Raw genomic sequence first — 15598 nt, 5'->3', positions numbered from 1 at the left:
CAGGCAGCCGGTGGGCCCCGCGCGGGGCTTGCCGGGCTCAGCCCAGGGCCACCATCAGCGGTGCGTGGCGGCGGTGTTCGTCGCCGGGCAGGTCGCGGTCCCCCAGCACCATCAGGGTGTTGGGGAAGACGGGGGCCACGCCGTGTTCCGCGGCCCAGCCGTCGAGGCCGTCGGGGATGCCGGTGCGCAGGTCGAGGCGGACCGGGGTACCGGCGTCCCCGGCGATCGCGGTGATCAGACGCCGGGCCCCGGCGGTGTCCGCGGCGACGACGGGGCCCACGACCAGGGTGTCGGCGTTCAGCCAGGCGGAGGCGTAGCCGGTCAGGACACCGTCCTCCTCGGCGACCACGACGCGCTCGGCGAACCGGGGCAGGTCGCGCAGGAGGGGCGAGCGGTCGGCGCCGAACACCTCGGCGTCCAGGGCGAGCAGGGCCGGCAGGTCGGCCTCGGTGAAGGGCCGCGGTTCCGCGGCGCCGGGACCGGCGTTCCCGGCGGGCACCGGCGGGGTGAAGCGGCCGCGGTGCGTGACGACGGTGCCCGTCGCCCGGAATCCGAGCTTCTCGTAGAGCGGGCGGCCGCGTTCGGTGGCGTGCAGGGTGACGGTGTCGTCGCCCGCCTCGGCCAGGACGTGGCTCATGATGCGCCGTCCGAGGCCCCGCCCCTCGTACCGGGCCGCCACGAGGACCATGCTGACGGCCGCCAGGCCGCCCGCGTAGCGGGTGAGGACCGTGGTGGCGGCCAGGCCGTCGCCGTCGGGGGCGTCGACGCCGTAACCGGTGCCGTGGGTGAGCAGGAAGCGCCACTTGTGCTCCTCGGCGCCCCAGTCGCGGCTGACGGCCAGCGCGCTGCAGGCGGGGAGGTCGGCGGGGGTGAGGCGGCGCACGGGGGCCGTCGGGGATGTCATACGGGCAGCGTGCCGTGGCGGCGGCGGACGGGGCCCATAGTTTTCCCCTATGGCCATCGGCCGGTGCCTGGTTATCCTCCCGGGGTGACGCTGACCTTGCCCGGCCTGCGGGCGTTCGTGGCGGTGGCGCGTACGGGCTCGTTCTCGGCGGCCGCGCGGCAGCTCGACGTACGGCAGCCGACGGTGAGCGAGTCGGTGCGCCGGCTGGAGGCAGCCGCGGGGCGGCCGTTGCTGGTGCGCAACCGCGAACGGGCCGAACTGACCGATCTGGGGCGGCGGATCCTGGCCCACGCGGTGGCCGCGGTGGACGCCGCGGACGAGCTCGAGGGGCTGCTGGACGGGGCGTCCCGGCCGTTCACCGTGGGCTTCCTGGGCGAGGCGGTGGCCGGCCGCACCCGGGAGCTGCTGGACCTGGTGCAGGCCCATGTCGCGGGCGACGTGCGGCTGCGCCGCTACGACTTCGACGACCCCTCCTGCGGGCTGCTGGACGGGCACTGCGACCTGGCCATCGTGTGGCCCCCGCTGGACGCCCCGGGGCTGGGGATGGTGACCGTCTCCAGCGACCGGCGCTGCGTGGCGCTGCCCGCGACGGACCCGCTGGCCCGCCGGACCGAGGTCGCGCCCGCCGAACTGGGCGGCAGGACCTGGGTGGTGCCGCGGACCGGGGACGTGGCCTACGCCGGCTTCCGCCACCCGTCGGCCGTGGGCGTCGCCCACGTGGCCGGGACGGTGCCGTCGGGGTCGCTGGAGGAGACGCTCGAACTTGTGGCGGCGGGCCGGGGGTGCGCGCTGGCGAGCACGTCGACCGACGAGCACTACGCGCGGTCGAACGTGGTGATCGTGCCGCTGGCCGGGGACGTGCGCTGCACGGTCGCGCTGGCCTGGCGGGCGGCGGACCGCAGACCGGCGGTCCGCGGGGTGGCGGAGGACGCCGCCCGGCTGTTCGGAGGGACGCCGCCGGGGACCGGCCGGGCGGCGGGGGACGAGGGAGGGACCGCATGGGACGGCTGCACATCTTCGACATGGACGGGACGCTGATGCACGGCTCCTCGGCGAGCATGGAACTCGCCCGGGAGCTGGGGCTGGTGGCGGAGTTCAGCGAGCTGGAGCACGCGCTCGGGAGCGGCCTGCTGGACCCGCCGGGCTATGCGGAGCGGGCGTACGAGCTGTGGAGGGCGCTCACCCCGGCGCAGGTGGCGACGGCGTTCGAGGGCGCCCCGTGGCTGGCCGGGATACGGGAGGTGTGGGCGGACATCGCGGCCCGCGGGGAGCACTGCGCGGTGGTGTCGCTCTCCCCGGACTTCTTCGTGCGCCGGCTGCTGGAGTGGGGGGCGCACGAGGTGCGGGCGTCGGTCTTCCCGGAGCTCCCGTTCGGCCCGGCGGCGGGACTGGACGTGGCGGGCATCCTGCTGCCGGAGACGAAGGTGACGGCCGCCGACGAGCTGTGCGCCCGCTACGGGGTCAGCCGCCGGGAGTGCGTGGCGTACGGGGACTCGCTGTCGGACACCGCGCTCTTCGCCGCGGTGCCGGTGTCGGTCGCGGTCAACGGGGACCACCACGTGAGCGGGCTGGCGAGCCATGCGTACACGGGGCGTGATTTGCGTGAAGCGTATGCGCTGGTCATGGGCTGAATACGTGACGATCGAACGGTGGTGATCGTCACGGAATTGAGTGACGGTTGTGAAAGCAGTGACTCGGGGTAGGGTCGACAGGGTTCCGCGACAGCGGGGCTTCACATTCGGCTGAGCTTAACGGGATCGGTATCGCCGTTTCCGGTACTTCCGGCTATTTGTCCGGGCGACGTGAAGCCCTGGCAGGCTTTCCGCGCAGGATGTGTGGCCGACGTACGGAAACCGACCGGGAGAAGCTCGAGGCGAAGCTGACCATGGACGCTCTGATCACGAACGCGGCCGAACCGGGCAAGGGAGCCGGGGCCGGCTCCTCCGGATGGTTCGAACCGCACACACCCCCTGACGGGCCGAGACCCCACCACGAGGGCGACGGCGCGGCCGCGCCGAGCCGCCCGGTACGGCCGATAAGGCCGGTGGGCACGGGAGCCGGGCGGAACGGCGACCCGGGGCCCGCGCTGCCGCGGCCCGGCCCCGCGCAGGACGCGGCGGGGGCGCGGCACCATCCGGAGCCGCCGGACCGGCGGCCCCCGCCGCGGGAGGAGGTCCGGCCGCGGTCCCGGCCGCCGAGCGCGGACGCGCAGCTCATCCGGCGGACGATGGAAGAGGTCGCGCCCGTCGCCGACAAGACGACGTCGTATTTCTATGCACTTTTGTTCATACGACATCCGGAGTTGCGCGAACTCTTTCCCGCCGCGATGGACGCGCAGCGCGATCGATTGCTGAAAGCGCTCCTCACCGCCGCGGAACACATAGACGACACCGCGATACTCACCGAATACCTGTCCCACCTGGGCCGCGGCCACCGCAAATACGGCACGCGCCCCGAGCACTATCCGGCCGTGGGTGAATGCCTGATCGGGGCCCTGACCCGGTACGCCTCGGCGGTGTGGAACGACGAGGTCGAGGGCGCCTGGGTGCGCGCCTACACGGTGATCTCGCAGATCATGATCGACGCGGCGGCGGCCGACGAGAAGCACGCGCCGCCCTGGTGGCAGGCCGAGGTCGTCAGCCATGAATCGCGCACCTCCGACATCGCGGTGGTCAGCGTCCGCCCCGACCAGCCCTACCCCTTCCTCGCGGGCCAGTACACGACCCTGGAGACGCCCTGGTGGCCCCGGGTCTGGCGGCACTACTCCTTCGCCAGCGCCCCCCGCTCGGACGGCCTGCTGGTCTTCCACGTGAAGGCCGTCCCGGCCGGCTGGGTCAGCGGGGCGCTGGTCCACCGCGCCCGGCCCGGCGACGTCCTGCGCCTCGGCCCCCCGGGCGGGTCCATGGTCGTGGACCACAGCGCCGACAACGGGCTGCTCTGCCTGGGCGGCGGCACCGGCATCGCCCCCATCAAGGCCCTGGTCGAGGACGTCGCCCAGCACGGCCGCCGCCGGGCCATGGACGTCTTCTACGGCGCCCGCAGCGACCACGACCTGTACGACCTGGACACCCTGCTGGGGCTCGCGCAGAGCCACCCCTGGCTCTCGGTGCGCCCCGTGGTCTCCCACGGCCGCGGCGAAGGAGGGCTGCACGGACCGCTCCCCGAGATCGTGCAGCAGTACGGCCCCTGGCCCGAGTACGACGCGTACCTGAGCGGGCCGCCCGGGATGATCCGCAGCGGCGTCGACACCCTCGTACGCGGCGGCATGCCCTCCCAGCGCATCCGGCACGACCTGATCGAGGAACTGGTCGCGGCAGGCCCCTGACCCCGGTCTCCCACGCCCCCACCCCCCCAACGAGGAGAAACGTTGCCGCAGGAACGTCCCGGCAGTGCGGGAGAGCACCGTGTCCAGGAGGAGATGGGCACGGCCGACCGCGCGGACCGCTTCTACGCCGAGCAGGTGCTGGACCACCTCAACCCGCGGATGCGCGAGTTCACCGAGCGGCAGGAGATGTTCTTCCTGTCCACGGCGGACGCCCGGGGGGAGTGCGACAGCACCTTCAGGGCGGGCCCGCCCGGCTTCCTGAAGGTCCTTGACGAGCGGACCCTGGTCTACCCCGAGTACCGGGGGAACGGTGTGACGGCCTCGCTCGGCAACATGCGCGAGAACCCGCACGTGGGCATCCTGATGATCGACTTCACCCGGGACCGGATCGGGCTGCACGTCAACGGCCGCGCGCGGACGGTCCCCGACGGCGCGATGCGCGCCCTGTACCCCTCGCTCCCGGTGGACGCGGTGCCCGGCCGCCGGCCGCAGTTGTGGGTGCGGGTGAGCGTCGAGGAGGCGTACGTCCACTGCTCGAAGCACATCCCGCGGATGGCGAGGGTGCCGCTGCAGGGCGGCCGGGCCTGGGGCACCGACGACGTGCGGCGCAAGGGCGGGGACTACTTCGGGGCGGCCGCCGACGCCGCGCACGCGCGCACGGGGCGGTCCGGCGGCGCCCGTCCGGGCTGGTTCGGCGCCTGAAGGCGCCCGGGCCGACCTGGGGCCGACCCGCCGCCGCGCCGCCGCCCCGGGTCAGCCGAGGTCGGCCGAGAGCAGTCCCAGCACCCCTTCGATGTTGCCGTCGAGGTAGTGCCGCAGGGTGAGCGGCACGATCTCCACGGAGGCGAGCCCGACCCGGCTGAACGGCACGCGGACCACGTCGTAGGTGCCCGAGGGCTCGTCCACCTCCGGGCCGTGCCGCCGCGAGGGGTCCATGGAGGCCAGCCGGCACACGAAGAAGTGCTGCACCTTCACCCCGTGCGAGCCGTCCTCGCCGATGTGCTCGACGGTGTCGACGAAGGCCGGGACGACATCGGTCACCTTGGCGCCGAGCTCCTCGTCCAGCTCTCTGTGGAGCGCCTCGACGATGGTGGCGTCCTCGGCCTCGACGCCGCCGCCGGGGGTGACCCAGTACGGGTTGAGCCCGGGCTTGGTGCGCTTGATGAGCACGAGGGAGTCGCCGTCGAGCAGGATGGCACGGGCGGTGCGCTTGACCACCGGCCGGGTGGCCGGGGCGGTCGGTGCACCGGGTGTGGCAGGTGCTTCGATGTCCGGGGGCATGCCTGAGATCTGCCGCGGCGCGGGAGGCGGCAAACGCCTCCGGGACGGCGAATCGGAAGGTCCCGTTCTCGCGGAGGCCACCCGCCGTACGCCGGGCGCGCGGTCACCAGGCGGCGGAGGAGCGCATCAGCTGCTCGTGCACCCGCGCGATGTGCGGCAGCGCGAGTGTTCCGGCGCGCACCGAGACGAAGTACGTGCGCAGGGGCGGCACCGGCGGCTCCAGCAGCGCTTCGGCGGCACCCGCCGTGATCGCCTCACAGCACAGATAGCGGGGCAGGACGGCCATGCCGACCCCGGCGACCACACACTCCAGGACGGCCCTCAGGTCGGGCACGACCACGGCGGGGACGATGGCGGGGGCGGCGTCGAAGACCGCCGACCAGTAGTGGTCGATCAGCGGCATGCCCTCGTCGTAGGAGATCACGGGGATGCCGTCGAGGACCCGTGCCCCGTGGGTGCGCACCGCGAGCGGGCCGCCGATCCGCTCCTGCCAGGCGGGGGCGGCCACGAGTATCTGCTCCTCGTCCCACAGGGCGGTGGCGGTCAGCAGCCGGTCGCGCGGCCGGACGGTGCCGATGGACAGGTCGTGGTGGCCCGCAGCGAGGCCGGCCAGGGCCTCGTCCTCCCCGGCCAGCGCGATCCGCAGCTGCAGGCCCTCGGCGACCAGCGGGGCGAGGGCGGGGAGGGCGCGCAGGGAGGTGAAGGTGGGCGGACCGGCGAGGTGCAGGGTGCGGTTGCCGGACTCCTCGTCGAGGTCCGTCTCGGTTATCTCCAGGAGGGCGTCGAGGTGCGGGGCCACCCGGTGGGCCAGGTCGTCGCCGACGGGGGTGGGGGCGACGCCGCGCGGCAGGCGGAGGAACAGGGGGCGGCCGACCTGCCGCTCCAGGCTGCGGATCTGGCTGGTGACGGCCGGCTGGGACAGTCCCAGCAGCTGGGCCGCCCTGGTGAAGGAACCGGCTCGGTGCACGGTGACGAACGTGCGCAGCAGCGCCAGATCCATGGAACCGCCCCCTCCCAGCCACTGGTACTACCGCAACATATAAATATATCGATAGGTCTGTATCGAAACTGTGATTGGACACTGACGCAGAGTCAACTAGCCTTGTTCGGGCGGATCTCCGCGCGTAAAGCCAGGGTGGTCCGAGCCACGAGGGGGGAGGCTCGGGCCACCCATTCTGCGTAGTGCCGTCTACGTAGATATATCTGTTCCAGATGAACGAGTGGGGTCAGCGCGCCGCGGCGTCCAGGGCCTGCGTCACGTCCCGCACGATGTCGGCCGCGTCCTCCACCCCGACCGAGAAGCGGATGAAGCCCTCGGGGACCGCGTCGCCGCCCCAGCGCGCCCTGCGCTCCGCGGTGCTGGTCACGCTGCCGAAGCTGGTCGCCTCGGTCGTCAGCAGCAGCTCGGACAGGAAGCGCTCGGCGTGCTCCTTGTCGGGGAGCGTGAAGGACACGACGCTGCCGAACCGGGTCATCTGCGCGGTCGCGACGGAGTGCGCCGGGTCGTCCGCCAGCCCGGGGTGACGCACGTCGGTCACCTCGGGACGCCGGAGCAGCGCGGCGGCCAGCTCCAGGGCGTTGGCGGCCTGCCGGTCCACCCGCAGCGCGAGGGTGGACAGCGAACGGTGCGCCAGCCAGGCCTCCATGGGGCCGGGGATCGCCCCGACGGTCTTGCGCCACATCCGCACCCCGGCGGCGAGTTCGGCCCGACGGGTGGTCACATAGCCCAGCAGCAGGTCGCCGTGGCCGGACAGCGCCTTGGTGCCGCTCGCCACCGAGAAGTCCGCGCCCAGGTCCAGCGGACGCTGGCCGAGAGGGGTGGCGAGGGTGTTGTCGACCGCAACGAGCGCGCCCGCGGCGTGCGCGGCGTCGGCGAGCCGGCGGATGTCGCAGACGTCCAGGCCGGGGTTGGACGGCGTCTCGATCCACAGCAGCCGGGCGCCCTCCAGCGCCTTGAGCTGGGCGTCGCCCGCGGTGGGCGCCAGGCGCACCGAGACCCCGTAGTCCTCCAGGCGGCCCTGGAGGGAGCGGGTGGCCTGGTAGCAGTCGGAGGGCAGCACCACGGTGTCGCCGGAACGCACCTGGGAGAACAGCACGGAGGAGATGGCGCCCATGCCGGAGGAGAAGGCCAGCGTCTCGGCGGGGGTGCCGGGCGACTCCAGCGCGGAGATCGCCTCCTCCAGCCGGGTCCAGGTGGGGTTCTCGTCGCGGCCGTAGGTGTACGGGCCGGTGACGTCGCCCGGCAGGTGGAAGTGCGCGGCGAACACCGGCCCGGGCAGCGCCGGCTCGTGGGCCCGGGCCGGCGGGCGGCCCGCGTGCACGCTGCGGGTGCTGTCCCCGGGCCTGCTCTCGTACTCCGTCATCGCCCTCTCCTCGCCTCTCCCCGTCTTCGCGAACGTACAGGCGGAAGATACCGGTGTACGGGCCAACGAACACGGCCGTCCGCTAGGCGGACGCCAGGGCCTCGCGGGCGGCGCGACCCGCGGCGGCCCCGTAACCCGCCCCGAACAGGACGGCGTGCACCAGCAGGGGGTGCAACTGGTGCAGGGGAACCCGTTCCTGGCGGCCGGGCAGCGGCCGGACCTCCTCGTACGCGGCGAGCACCCGCTCCAGGTGCGGACAGCCGAACAGCTCCAGCATCGCCAGGTCGGCCTCGGGATGCCCGCCCTGCGCCGCCGGGTCGACGACACGGGCGCGGCCGTCGGCGGCGAACAGGACGTTGCCGGACCACAGGTCGCCGTGGATCACCGCGGGCGGCTGGGCGGGGCCCGCCATCCGCGGCAGCACCTCGCAGACGCGCTCGACCGCGCGTACGTCCGCCGGTGCCATGGCACCGCTGTCGGCGGCCTGCCGCAGGAAGGGCAGCAGTCGCCGGCCGGCGTGGAAGGCGGGCCAGTCCCCGGGGGAGTCGCGGGCGTGCCCGGAGGGCGGCGGCAGGGGGAGCGAGCCGATGAAGGCCGGATGCGCCGTCCCGTACCCCGGGGCGGGGAGCCCGTGGAGCGCGGCGAGTTCGCGGCCGAGGCGTTCGGCCGCGGCGGGGGTGGCCGGACCGGGCTCGACCCACTCCAGGACGAGCGTGCGGTCGTCGGCGGCCAACACCTCCGGCACGGCGACCGTGCCGGTGCCGTCCAGCAGCCGCAGGCCCTCGACCTCGGCGGCGAAGAAGCCCGGCGGCGCGTCCGGGAGGGTCTTGGCGAAGACCGTGCCGCCCGAGCGGCGCAGCAGCCGGCCGGCCCGGCAGATGGAACCGCCGCCCACCGGGCCGAGCTCGGTCACCGGCTCGCCCAGCAGGGCGGCGACCCGGTCGGCGAGCCCGGCCGCAGCGGTCACGGCGCGGGCGCGGGCTCGCGGCCGAGGGCGTCGCGTACGGCGTCCAGCAGGCCGTCGGCGGCGGCCTCGCACATCTCCAGGCACGTCTCGAAGCCGCTCAGGTCCCCGTAGTAGGGATCGGGCACGTCCAGGCCGCGGCCGTCCGCTCCGGCGTCCGCGGCGGGGTCGTAGGAGCGCAGCAGCCGCACCTTGGCGGCGTCCCGGGGGGTGGGCGCCAGCCGGCGCAGGTCCCGCAGGTGGCCGGAGTCGAGGGCGATCACCAGGTCGAGCCCGGCGAACCACTCGGGCTGGAACTGGCGCGCGATGTGCTCGTACCCGTAACCGCCCGCGCGGAGCACGGCCACGGTGCGGTGGTCGGCGCCGTCGCCCTCGTGCCAGGAGCCCGTCCCCGCACTGTCGGCGACGACCAGGGCGCCGAGTCCGGCCTCCTCGACACGGGCGCGGAAGACGGACTCGGCCATCGGCGAACGGCAGATGTTGCCGGTGCAGACGAAGCACACCCGCAGCGGTGTGCGGGAGGTCGGAGCGCTCATGGGCTCCATGATGCAGCCCCGGGGGTCAGTCCTCGTCCGGGAGGACCATGTTCAGGGCCCAGGAGACGATGCTGATGATCAGCCCGCCGAGGAACGCCGCCCAGAAGCCCTCGACGTGGAAGTCGAGGTCGAGCTTGCCGGAGATCCAGGAGGTCAGCAGCAGCATCAGGGCGTTCACGATCAGCGTGAACAACCCGAGGGTGAGCACCAGCAGGGGCAGTGACAGCAGCTTCACCAGCGGCTTCACCAGCCAGTTCACCACGCCGAAGACCAGGGCGACGAGGATGAGGGTGAGGGCCCTGTGCCCGGTGTCGTCACCGGTGAGCGTGATGTTGCCCACGAGCCAGATGGCCACCAGCAGGGCCCCGGCGTTCGCGAGCGTCTTGACGACGAAGTTCATCATGGCTGAGATCGTCGCAGAAGTGATCGCACAGGCACAGAGGTGAGGGAGCGGCCAAGTGAAGGTGTTCCGGCTGGACGACCTGGAGGCCGAGCGGGCCGCCAACGAGGGCGCGTACCTCAGTTTCCTGCGTGAGCGGAACATGTCCGCCGGGCTCTACGCCCTGCGGGCCGGGGAACTCGACCCGCAGAAGCCGCACGCACAGGACGAGATCTACCTGGTCGTGAGCGGCCGGGCGCTGATCACCGTGGGGGAGGAGACGACGCACGTCGCGCGCGGCAGCGTGGTCTACGTCCCGACCGGGGCGCCGCACCGCTTCCACCACGTCACCGAGGACCTGAACGTCCTGGTGGTCTTCTCGCCCCCCGAGGCCTGAGGGCCTCCGCCCCCGGGTTCCCGTAGGGGGCGGGTCAGGGACGGATGGGGACCGCGAGGCCTCCGCAGGGGACCGCCGCGGCCCTAGCCTGGGAGCGGAAGGACGACAAGGAGGAGGAAACGGTGAAGCTCTTCGAGGGCCTGCCCTGGTGGGTCAAGTGGGTCGCGGTGCCGGTGATCGCGATCGTGGTCTTCGGCGGCATGATCGCCAGCGCGATCGGGTTCCTGTTCTGGCTGCTGTTCAAGGTGCTGGTCTTCGTGGCGCTGGTCGGCGGCCTGGTGTACGTGGTCAAGAAGTTCACCTCGTCCTCGTCCGACTCCCGTGACTCCCGCGACAAGTGGTGACCCCGTGGGGCCCGGTCACCGGGCCCCACGGGACGCGGGCCGCTCAGTCCTGGAGCCGGACGCGCTCGGGGCTCCCCGGCGCCGCACCGTTCGGTGAGGCGTCGCCGCCGGTGGCGCCGTTCATCTGGGCGAGCAGCTGACGGGCCAGGCCCAGACCGGTGCCGCCCATGGTGAGCGCCTTGGCGAACATCTCCGACATCCCGTCGGCGCCGTTCAGCAGCACCATGTGGTCCACGTTGCCGAAGGCCTCGGCGCCCGCCCGGACGATCTCCGGCCAGTTCTCGGCCAGCTGCTGGGCGACGACCGCCTCCTGGTTCTCCGCCAGGGCCGCGGCCCGCGCCTTGATCGACTCGGCCTCGGCCAGGCCCTTGGCCTTCGAGGCCTCGGCCTCCGCCAGACCCCGCGCCTGCGTCGCGGCGGCCTCGGCCTCACCCGTGGCCCGGGTGGCCGCGGCGCTCGCCTCACCGCTGACCCTGGTCTGCTCCGCCTGCGCCGCCGCGGCCGTCTTGACGCGGTTCGCCTCGGCGGCGGCGGCCAGTTCGGTCTCGCGGGCCTTCGCCTCGGCCGCCGAGATGCGCGCGTCGCGCTCGGCCTCGGCCAGGGTCCGCTTCTCGTACGCGGAGGCGTCCGCCGGCTTGCGGACGTCCGCCTGCAGCTGCTGCTCGCGCCGCTGCGCCTCCAGCTCGGCGACCCGGGTCTCCTGGACGACGACCTCCTGGCGGGCCGCCGCCTCCGCCAGCGGGCCCGCCTGCCGTGAGGACGCGGTGGCCTTGTCCCGCTCGGCCATGTAACCCGCCTGCAGGATCTGGCTGTCCCGGGTCGCCTCGGCCATGCGGGCCGCGGCCTGCTGCTCGGCCTCGGTGGCCAGCCGGTCCGCCTCCGCCTGCGCGATGCGGGCGTCCCGCTGGACGGCCGCGGCGTGCGGCGCGGCCAGGTTGTTGATGTAGCCGGTCGGGTCGACGATCTCGTGGATCTGCAGCGAGTCGATGATCAGGCCGAGCTTCTCCATCTCCGAGCCCGAGGCCGCACGGGTCTCGGCGGTCAGCCGCTCCCGGTCCCGGATCATCTGTTCCACCGTCAGCCCGCCCACGATGGAGCGCAGATGACCGGCGAAGACGTTGTGCACCCGCTCGGGCATGAACTTCTGCTGGTCCAGGAAACGCCGTGCGGCGTTGGCGATCGACACCATGTCGTCGCCGACCTTGAAGATGACCACGCCGTGCACCTTCAGCGGGATGCCCTGCTGGGTGACGCAGTCCACGTTCAGTTCGGCCTCGTTGAGGTCGAGCGAGAGCCTGCGCACCGCCTGGACGCCGGGCAGGACCAGGGTCCCCCGTCCCGTGACGATGCGGAATCCCATCCCCTCCCCCACACCGTCCGTCCGGTGCTTGGAGCCGGAGATGACCAGTGCCTCGTTGGGCTCGGCGACCCGCCACATGAGCCTGAACAGGCCGACCAGAATGATGACCGCGACAAGCGCCCCGCCTGCCGCAACGCCGATCAGCATCGGCATACGCCCCCTTACGATTGGCCCCGATCGGGGCCGCGTACGGGAGTGTGCGCCCGTGGGTGACGGTGCGGTAGGTCCTGACGGATCCTTGTCGGTTTCTTGACGTGGAGCGGACCGCTCCGCTCAGCCGTACGCGGGCGCCACGTACACGGTGCGCGGCGGCAGGTGCTCCACGACCACCACGACCGTGCCCTTCTCGATGCGCTCGCCGGTCGTCGCCGGATACGCCAGGAACGCCTCGGCACCGCCCCGGACGTGCACGATCACCTCACCGACCAGCCCCGGCCCGACCGTCCCGGTCACCCGGCCCTGCAGTCCGACCACGTCCCCTCCCGGCTCACTTGGCGCGGCGCCGGTGTCCGCGACCGGTGCCCGCGGGAACAGTGTCGCCGCTGCCGCGGTCCGCCGACACCACCAGGACGGCCAGCGCGGTCGTCAGTGGCACCGCCACCACCAGGCCGATGCTGCCCACCAGGGTCCGCACGATCTCCTCGGCGACCAGTTCGCTGCCCGCCACCGCCAGCACCCCGCGCTCCGCGATGGAGAAGAGCAGCAGCAGCGGCAGCGCCGCGCCCGCGTAGGCCAGCACCAGGGTGTTGACGACCGAGGCGATGTGGTCCCGCCCGATCCGCATGGCCGCCGAGTACAGCCGGCGCCGGCTCGCCCCCGGGTCCGCCTCGCGCAGCTCCCACACCGCCGAGGTCTGGGTGACCGTCACGTCGTCCAGGACGCCCAGCGAACCGATGATGATGCCCGCCAGCAGCAGGCCGCGGATCTCGATGTCCGGGTAGAGGGAGTGGATCAGCCCGGTCTCGTCCGAGGTGTTGCCGCTCAGCAGCGCCCAGTCGATGAAGACCGAGCCCAGGACGCCGATCAGCAGCAGCGAGCACAGGGTGCCCAGGACCGCCACCGAGGTACGGGCGTTGAGGCCGTGGCACATGTAGAGCGCGATCAGCATGATGGCGCTGCCCCCGATCACCGCCACCAGCAGCGGATTGCTGCCGTGCAGGATCGCCGGGAGGATGAACAGCGTCAGCACCGCGAAGCTGATGACCAGCGCGATCAGCGCCAGGACCCCGCGCAGCCGCCCGACCACGACCACCACCGCGGCGAAGATCCCGGCCAGCAGCCACAGGGGGAAGGCCCGGTCGACGTCGGTCACCGAGTACTGCAGTTCGCGCGGGGCCTGCGGCGCGTACGCCAGCAGCACCTTCTGGCCCTTCGTGTAGTGCCGGGTCTGGGTCGGCTGCACGATCTCGGTGAAGGTGCGGCCCGCGTCCTTGCCCGTGCCGACCTCGATGGTCGCGCGTTCGCAGATCGCCGGACCCGACGGCGCCGACGTCGGGCCGGGGGAGGGCGCGGCTCCGGCGCCCGGTTCGGCGTTGACGTCCGAGCACTTGACCTCTTCGACCTTCACCACCCGCCCGGACTGCGTCTGCTGGTCGAAGCCGACGCCGCTGCGCTCGTGCTTCGGCACGCCGCCCGGCCACAGCACCACCAGCCCGGCCACCACGGCAGCGACGAAGGGGATCAGGACGGCGGCGATGACCTTGCGCAGGTGCCGGGAGACCGGCGGCACCGGGCCGTGACCGTGTCCGTGACCATGGGCTTGCGTGTGCGGGTGAGTGGAGTCCACGGCCCGATCATCGCAACACCCCCTGGTGTCCGTCAGCGAGGACCCGCTAGCGTTGAGGCACCTTTGCAAACGCGGGAGCTCGGAGCACCGGGCTGAGAGGGCGCTGACCGGCCGAAGGGCCACCAGCTGCGCCGACCGCTGAACCTGTTACCGGGTAATGCCGGCGTAGGGAGTGGGTCTCATGACCATGCAGGATGCACACGCGCGCGAAATCGGCTGGCACAAGGGCTACATGACCGGGTCCCGCCCGGACATCGAGGTCCCCGTCCGCCGAGTGCACCTGACCAACGGCCGGGACGTGACGCTGTACGACACGTCCGGCCCGTACACCGACCCGAACGTCACCACCGACGTCCGCCGCGGCCTCCCGCCGCTGCGGGAGAACTGGATCGTCGCCCGCGGCGACACCGAGGAGTACCCCGGCCGCCCCGTCCGCCCCGAGGACGACGGCCTCAAACACACCTCGCCGCGCGGCGGCCTGCGCAACCTGGACGCCGTCTTCCCCGGACGCCCCCGCCTCCCCCGGCGCGGCCGGCCCGGACATCCGGTGACCCAACTGGCGTACGCGCGGCGGGGCGAGATCACCCCGGAGATGGAGTACGTCGCGATCCGCGAGAACGTCTCCCCCGAGGTCGTCCGCGAGGAGATCGCGGCGGGACGCGCCGTCCTGCCGGCGAACGTCAACCATCCGGAGATCGAGCCGATGATCATCGGCAAGCGGTTCCTGGTGAAGGTCAACGCCAACATCGGCAACTCGGCGGTCACCTCCTCCATCGAGGAGGAGGTCGACAAGATGACCTGGGCCACCCGCTGGGGCGCCGACACGGTCATGGACCTGTCCACCGGGCGCAACATCCACACCACGCGCGAGTGGGTGCTGCGCAACTCCCCCGTCCCCATCGGGACCGTCCCCCTCTACCAGGCCCTGGAGAAGGTCGACGGCAAGGCCGAGGAGCTGACCTGGGAGATCTACAAGGACACCGTCATCGAGCAGGCCGAGCAGGGCGTCGACTACATGACGGTGCACGCCGGCGTGCTGTTGCGGTACGTCCCGCTGACCGCGCGCCGCAAGACCGGCATCGTCTCGCGCGGCGGGTCGATCATGGCGGCCTGGTGCCTCGCGCACCACAGGGAGAGCTTCCTCTACGAGAACTTCGAGGAGCTCTGCGAGATCCTCGCCGCCTACGACGTCACGTACTCCCTGGGCGACGGCCTGCGTCCCGGCTCCATCGCGGACGCCAACGACGAGGCCCAGTTCGCGGAGCTGCGCACGCTCGGCGAACTCAACACCGTCGCCAAGCGGCACGGCGTGCAGACCATGATCGAGGGGCCGGGGCACGTCCCCATGCACAAGATCAAGGAGAACATCGACCTTCAGCAGGAGATCTGCGAGGAGGCGCCGTTCTACACCCTCGGCCCCCTCACCACCGACATCGCGCCCGCCTACGACCACATCACCTCCGGCATCGGCGCCGCCATGATCGCCTGGTGGGGCACGGCCATGCTCTGCTACGTCACCCCCAAGGAGCACCTGGGCCTGCCCGACCGCGACGACGTCAAGACCGGCGTCATCACCTACAAGATCGCCGCCCACGCCGCCGACCTGGCCAAGGGCCACCCCGGGGCCCAGGAATGGGACGACGCGCTCTCCGACGCCCGCTTCGAGTTCCGCTGGGAGGACCAGTTCAACCTGGCCCTCGACCCGGACACGGCACGGGCGTTCCACGACGAGACGCTTCCGGCGGAGCCGGCCAAGACCGCGCACTTCTGCTCCATGTGCGGGCCGAAATTCTGTTCGATGAAGATCTCCCAGGACATCCGCCGCCGGCACGGCGGCACACCCGAGGAGATCGAGGCCGGCATGGCGGAGAAGTCCCGCGAGTTCGCCGCCTCGGGCAACCGCGTCTACCTCCCGATCGCCGACTGACCCGGGATCCTGCGGCGGCCCGCACCGGCGGG

The 15598-nt window shown here is 72.7% G+C and carries 17 protein-coding genes; 7 read left to right on the top strand and 10 right to left on the bottom strand.

Features of this window, described 5'->3' with window-relative positions:
* Positions 1-37: 37 nt before the first annotated feature.
* A complete protein-coding gene (locus OIE69_RS20455; protein WP_326573546.1) occupies positions 38-904 on the bottom strand; it encodes a GNAT family N-acetyltransferase in 867 nt (288 codons plus the stop codon).
* An 84-nt stretch (positions 905-988) separates the two neighbouring features.
* On the opposite strand from OIE69_RS20455, the gene OIE69_RS20450 reads away from it, so the two are divergent.
* The 4 genes from OIE69_RS20450 (at position 989) to OIE69_RS20435 (ending at position 4931) form a co-directional block, all read left to right on the top strand.
* Positions 989-1942 (top strand): LysR family transcriptional regulator, encoded by a 954-nt coding sequence (locus OIE69_RS20450; protein ID WP_326573544.1) that lies wholly within the window; start codon positions 989-991, stop codon positions 1940-1942.
* Positions 1903-2535, top strand: a complete 633-nt coding sequence (locus OIE69_RS20445) for an HAD family hydrolase (protein WP_326573542.1) — start codon at positions 1903-1905, stop codon at positions 2533-2535. Before OIE69_RS20450 ends, OIE69_RS20445 begins: the two co-directional genes overlap by 40 nt.
* A gap of 254 nt (positions 2536-2789) precedes the next feature.
* A complete protein-coding gene (locus OIE69_RS20440; RefSeq protein ID WP_326573540.1) occupies positions 2790-4229 on the top strand; it encodes a globin domain-containing protein in 1440 nt (479 codons plus the stop codon).
* A gap of 42 nt (positions 4230-4271) precedes the next feature.
* Positions 4272-4931 (top strand): pyridoxamine 5'-phosphate oxidase family protein, encoded by a 660-nt coding sequence (locus OIE69_RS20435; RefSeq protein WP_326573538.1) that lies wholly within the window; start codon positions 4272-4274, stop codon positions 4929-4931.
* Positions 4932-4982: 51 nt separating this feature from the next.
* Here the strand turns inward: OIE69_RS20435 and OIE69_RS20430 are convergent, their stop codons facing one another.
* The 6 genes from OIE69_RS20430 to OIE69_RS20405 all read right to left on the bottom strand — a co-directional run bounded on the left by OIE69_RS20430 (position 4983) and on the right by OIE69_RS20405 (position 9776).
* Positions 4983-5510 (bottom strand): NUDIX domain-containing protein, encoded by a 528-nt coding sequence (locus OIE69_RS20430; protein WP_089225408.1) that lies wholly within the window; start codon positions 5508-5510, stop codon positions 4983-4985.
* A 103-nt stretch (positions 5511-5613) separates the two neighbouring features.
* Positions 5614-6510, bottom strand: a complete 897-nt coding sequence (locus OIE69_RS20425; protein WP_326573535.1) for a LysR family transcriptional regulator — start codon at positions 6508-6510, stop codon at positions 5614-5616.
* Positions 6511-6736: 226 nt separating this feature from the next.
* A complete protein-coding gene (locus OIE69_RS20420) occupies positions 6737-7873 on the bottom strand; it encodes a cystathionine gamma-lyase (protein WP_326573533.1) in 1137 nt (378 codons plus the stop codon).
* Between the two features lie 82 nt (positions 7874-7955).
* Positions 7956-8840 carry a fructosamine kinase family protein gene (locus tag OIE69_RS20415; protein WP_326573531.1) on the bottom strand — a complete coding sequence of 295 codons (885 nt, stop codon included), beginning with the start codon at positions 8838-8840 and terminating at the stop codon, positions 7956-7958.
* On the bottom strand, positions 8837-9373 hold the full coding sequence (locus OIE69_RS20410) for a low molecular weight protein-tyrosine-phosphatase (protein WP_326573528.1): 537 nt from the start codon (positions 9371-9373) through the stop codon (positions 8837-8839). The genes OIE69_RS20415 and OIE69_RS20410 overlap by 4 nt, the downstream gene beginning before the upstream one ends.
* Positions 9374-9398: 25 nt before the next feature.
* Complete coding sequence (locus tag OIE69_RS20405) at positions 9399-9776, bottom strand: phage holin family protein (protein ID WP_089225404.1); 378 nt, start codon at positions 9774-9776, stop codon at positions 9399-9401.
* Between the two features lie 55 nt (positions 9777-9831).
* Here OIE69_RS20405 and OIE69_RS20400 point away from each other — a divergent pair, with 55 nt between their 5' ends.
* A complete protein-coding gene (locus OIE69_RS20400) occupies positions 9832-10149 on the top strand; it encodes a cupin domain-containing protein (RefSeq protein WP_326573525.1) in 318 nt (105 codons plus the stop codon).
* Between the two features lie 122 nt (positions 10150-10271).
* Positions 10272-10493, top strand: a complete 222-nt coding sequence (locus OIE69_RS20395) for a DUF5326 family protein (protein WP_089225403.1) — start codon at positions 10272-10274, stop codon at positions 10491-10493.
* Positions 10494-10536: 43 nt separating this feature from the next.
* Here OIE69_RS20395 and OIE69_RS20390 read toward each other — a convergent pair whose 3' ends face one another.
* From OIE69_RS20390 to OIE69_RS20380, 3 genes are all read right to left on the bottom strand, one after another.
* Positions 10537-12006 (bottom strand): flotillin family protein, encoded by a 1470-nt coding sequence (locus OIE69_RS20390; RefSeq protein ID WP_326573523.1) that lies wholly within the window; start codon positions 12004-12006, stop codon positions 10537-10539.
* Positions 12007-12126: 120 nt separating this feature from the next.
* On the bottom strand, positions 12127-12327 hold the full coding sequence (locus OIE69_RS20385; RefSeq protein WP_326573521.1) for a hypothetical protein: 201 nt from the start codon (positions 12325-12327) through the stop codon (positions 12127-12129).
* A 13-nt stretch (positions 12328-12340) separates the two neighbouring features.
* Positions 12341-13639 carry a YibE/F family protein gene (locus OIE69_RS20380; RefSeq protein WP_326573519.1) on the bottom strand — a complete coding sequence of 433 codons (1299 nt, stop codon included), beginning with the start codon at positions 13637-13639 and terminating at the stop codon, positions 12341-12343.
* Between the two features lie 181 nt (positions 13640-13820).
* On the opposite strand from OIE69_RS20380, the gene thiC reads away from it, so the two are divergent.
* The gene (gene thiC / locus OIE69_RS20375) at positions 13821-15566 is read left to right on the top strand and encodes a phosphomethylpyrimidine synthase ThiC (RefSeq protein ID WP_326573517.1); all 1746 of its coding nucleotides are present in this window, start codon (positions 13821-13823) and stop codon (positions 15564-15566) included.
* Positions 15567-15598 lie beyond the last annotated feature (32 nt).

Origin of the sequence: Actinacidiphila glaucinigra, assembly GCF_035918135.1 — a bacterium.
GTDB lineage: Bacteria > Actinomycetota > Actinomycetes > Streptomycetales > Streptomycetaceae > Actinacidiphila > Actinacidiphila glaucinigra.
The sequence above is the reverse complement of the archived record's forward strand: the minus strand, read 5'-3'. Positions and strand labels throughout refer to the sequence as shown.

What these genes read in the sequence shown, in the direction of transcription:
- OIE69_RS20455 (WP_326573546.1), bottom strand. Translation starts at nt 904, where the DNA reads ATGACATCCCCGACGGCCCCCGTGCGCCGCCTCACCCCCGCCGACCTC.
- OIE69_RS20445 (WP_326573542.1), top strand. Translation starts at nt 1,903, where the DNA reads ATGGGACGGCTGCACATCTTCGACATGGACGGGACGCTGATGCACGGC.
- OIE69_RS20440 (WP_326573540.1), top strand. Translation starts at nt 2,790, where the DNA reads ATGGACGCTCTGATCACGAACGCGGCCGAACCGGGCAAGGGAGCCGGG.
- OIE69_RS20430 (WP_089225408.1), bottom strand. Translation starts at nt 5,510, where the DNA reads ATGCCCCCGGACATCGAAGCACCTGCCACACCCGGTGCACCGACCGCC.
- OIE69_RS20425 (WP_326573535.1), bottom strand. Translation starts at nt 6,510, where the DNA reads ATGGATCTGGCGCTGCTGCGCACGTTCGTCACCGTGCACCGAGCCGGT.
- OIE69_RS20420 (WP_326573533.1), bottom strand. Translation starts at nt 7,873, where the DNA reads ATGACGGAGTACGAGAGCAGGCCCGGGGACAGCACCCGCAGCGTGCAC.
- OIE69_RS20410 (WP_326573528.1), bottom strand. Translation starts at nt 9,373, where the DNA reads ATGAGCGCTCCGACCTCCCGCACACCGCTGCGGGTGTGCTTCGTCTGC.
- OIE69_RS20405 (WP_089225404.1), bottom strand. Translation starts at nt 9,776, where the DNA reads ATGATGAACTTCGTCGTCAAGACGCTCGCGAACGCCGGGGCCCTGCTG.
- OIE69_RS20390 (WP_326573523.1), bottom strand. Translation starts at nt 12,006, where the DNA reads ATGCCGATGCTGATCGGCGTTGCGGCAGGCGGGGCGCTTGTCGCGGTC.
- thiC (WP_326573517.1), top strand. Translation starts at nt 13,821, where the DNA reads ATGACCATGCAGGATGCACACGCGCGCGAAATCGGCTGGCACAAGGGC.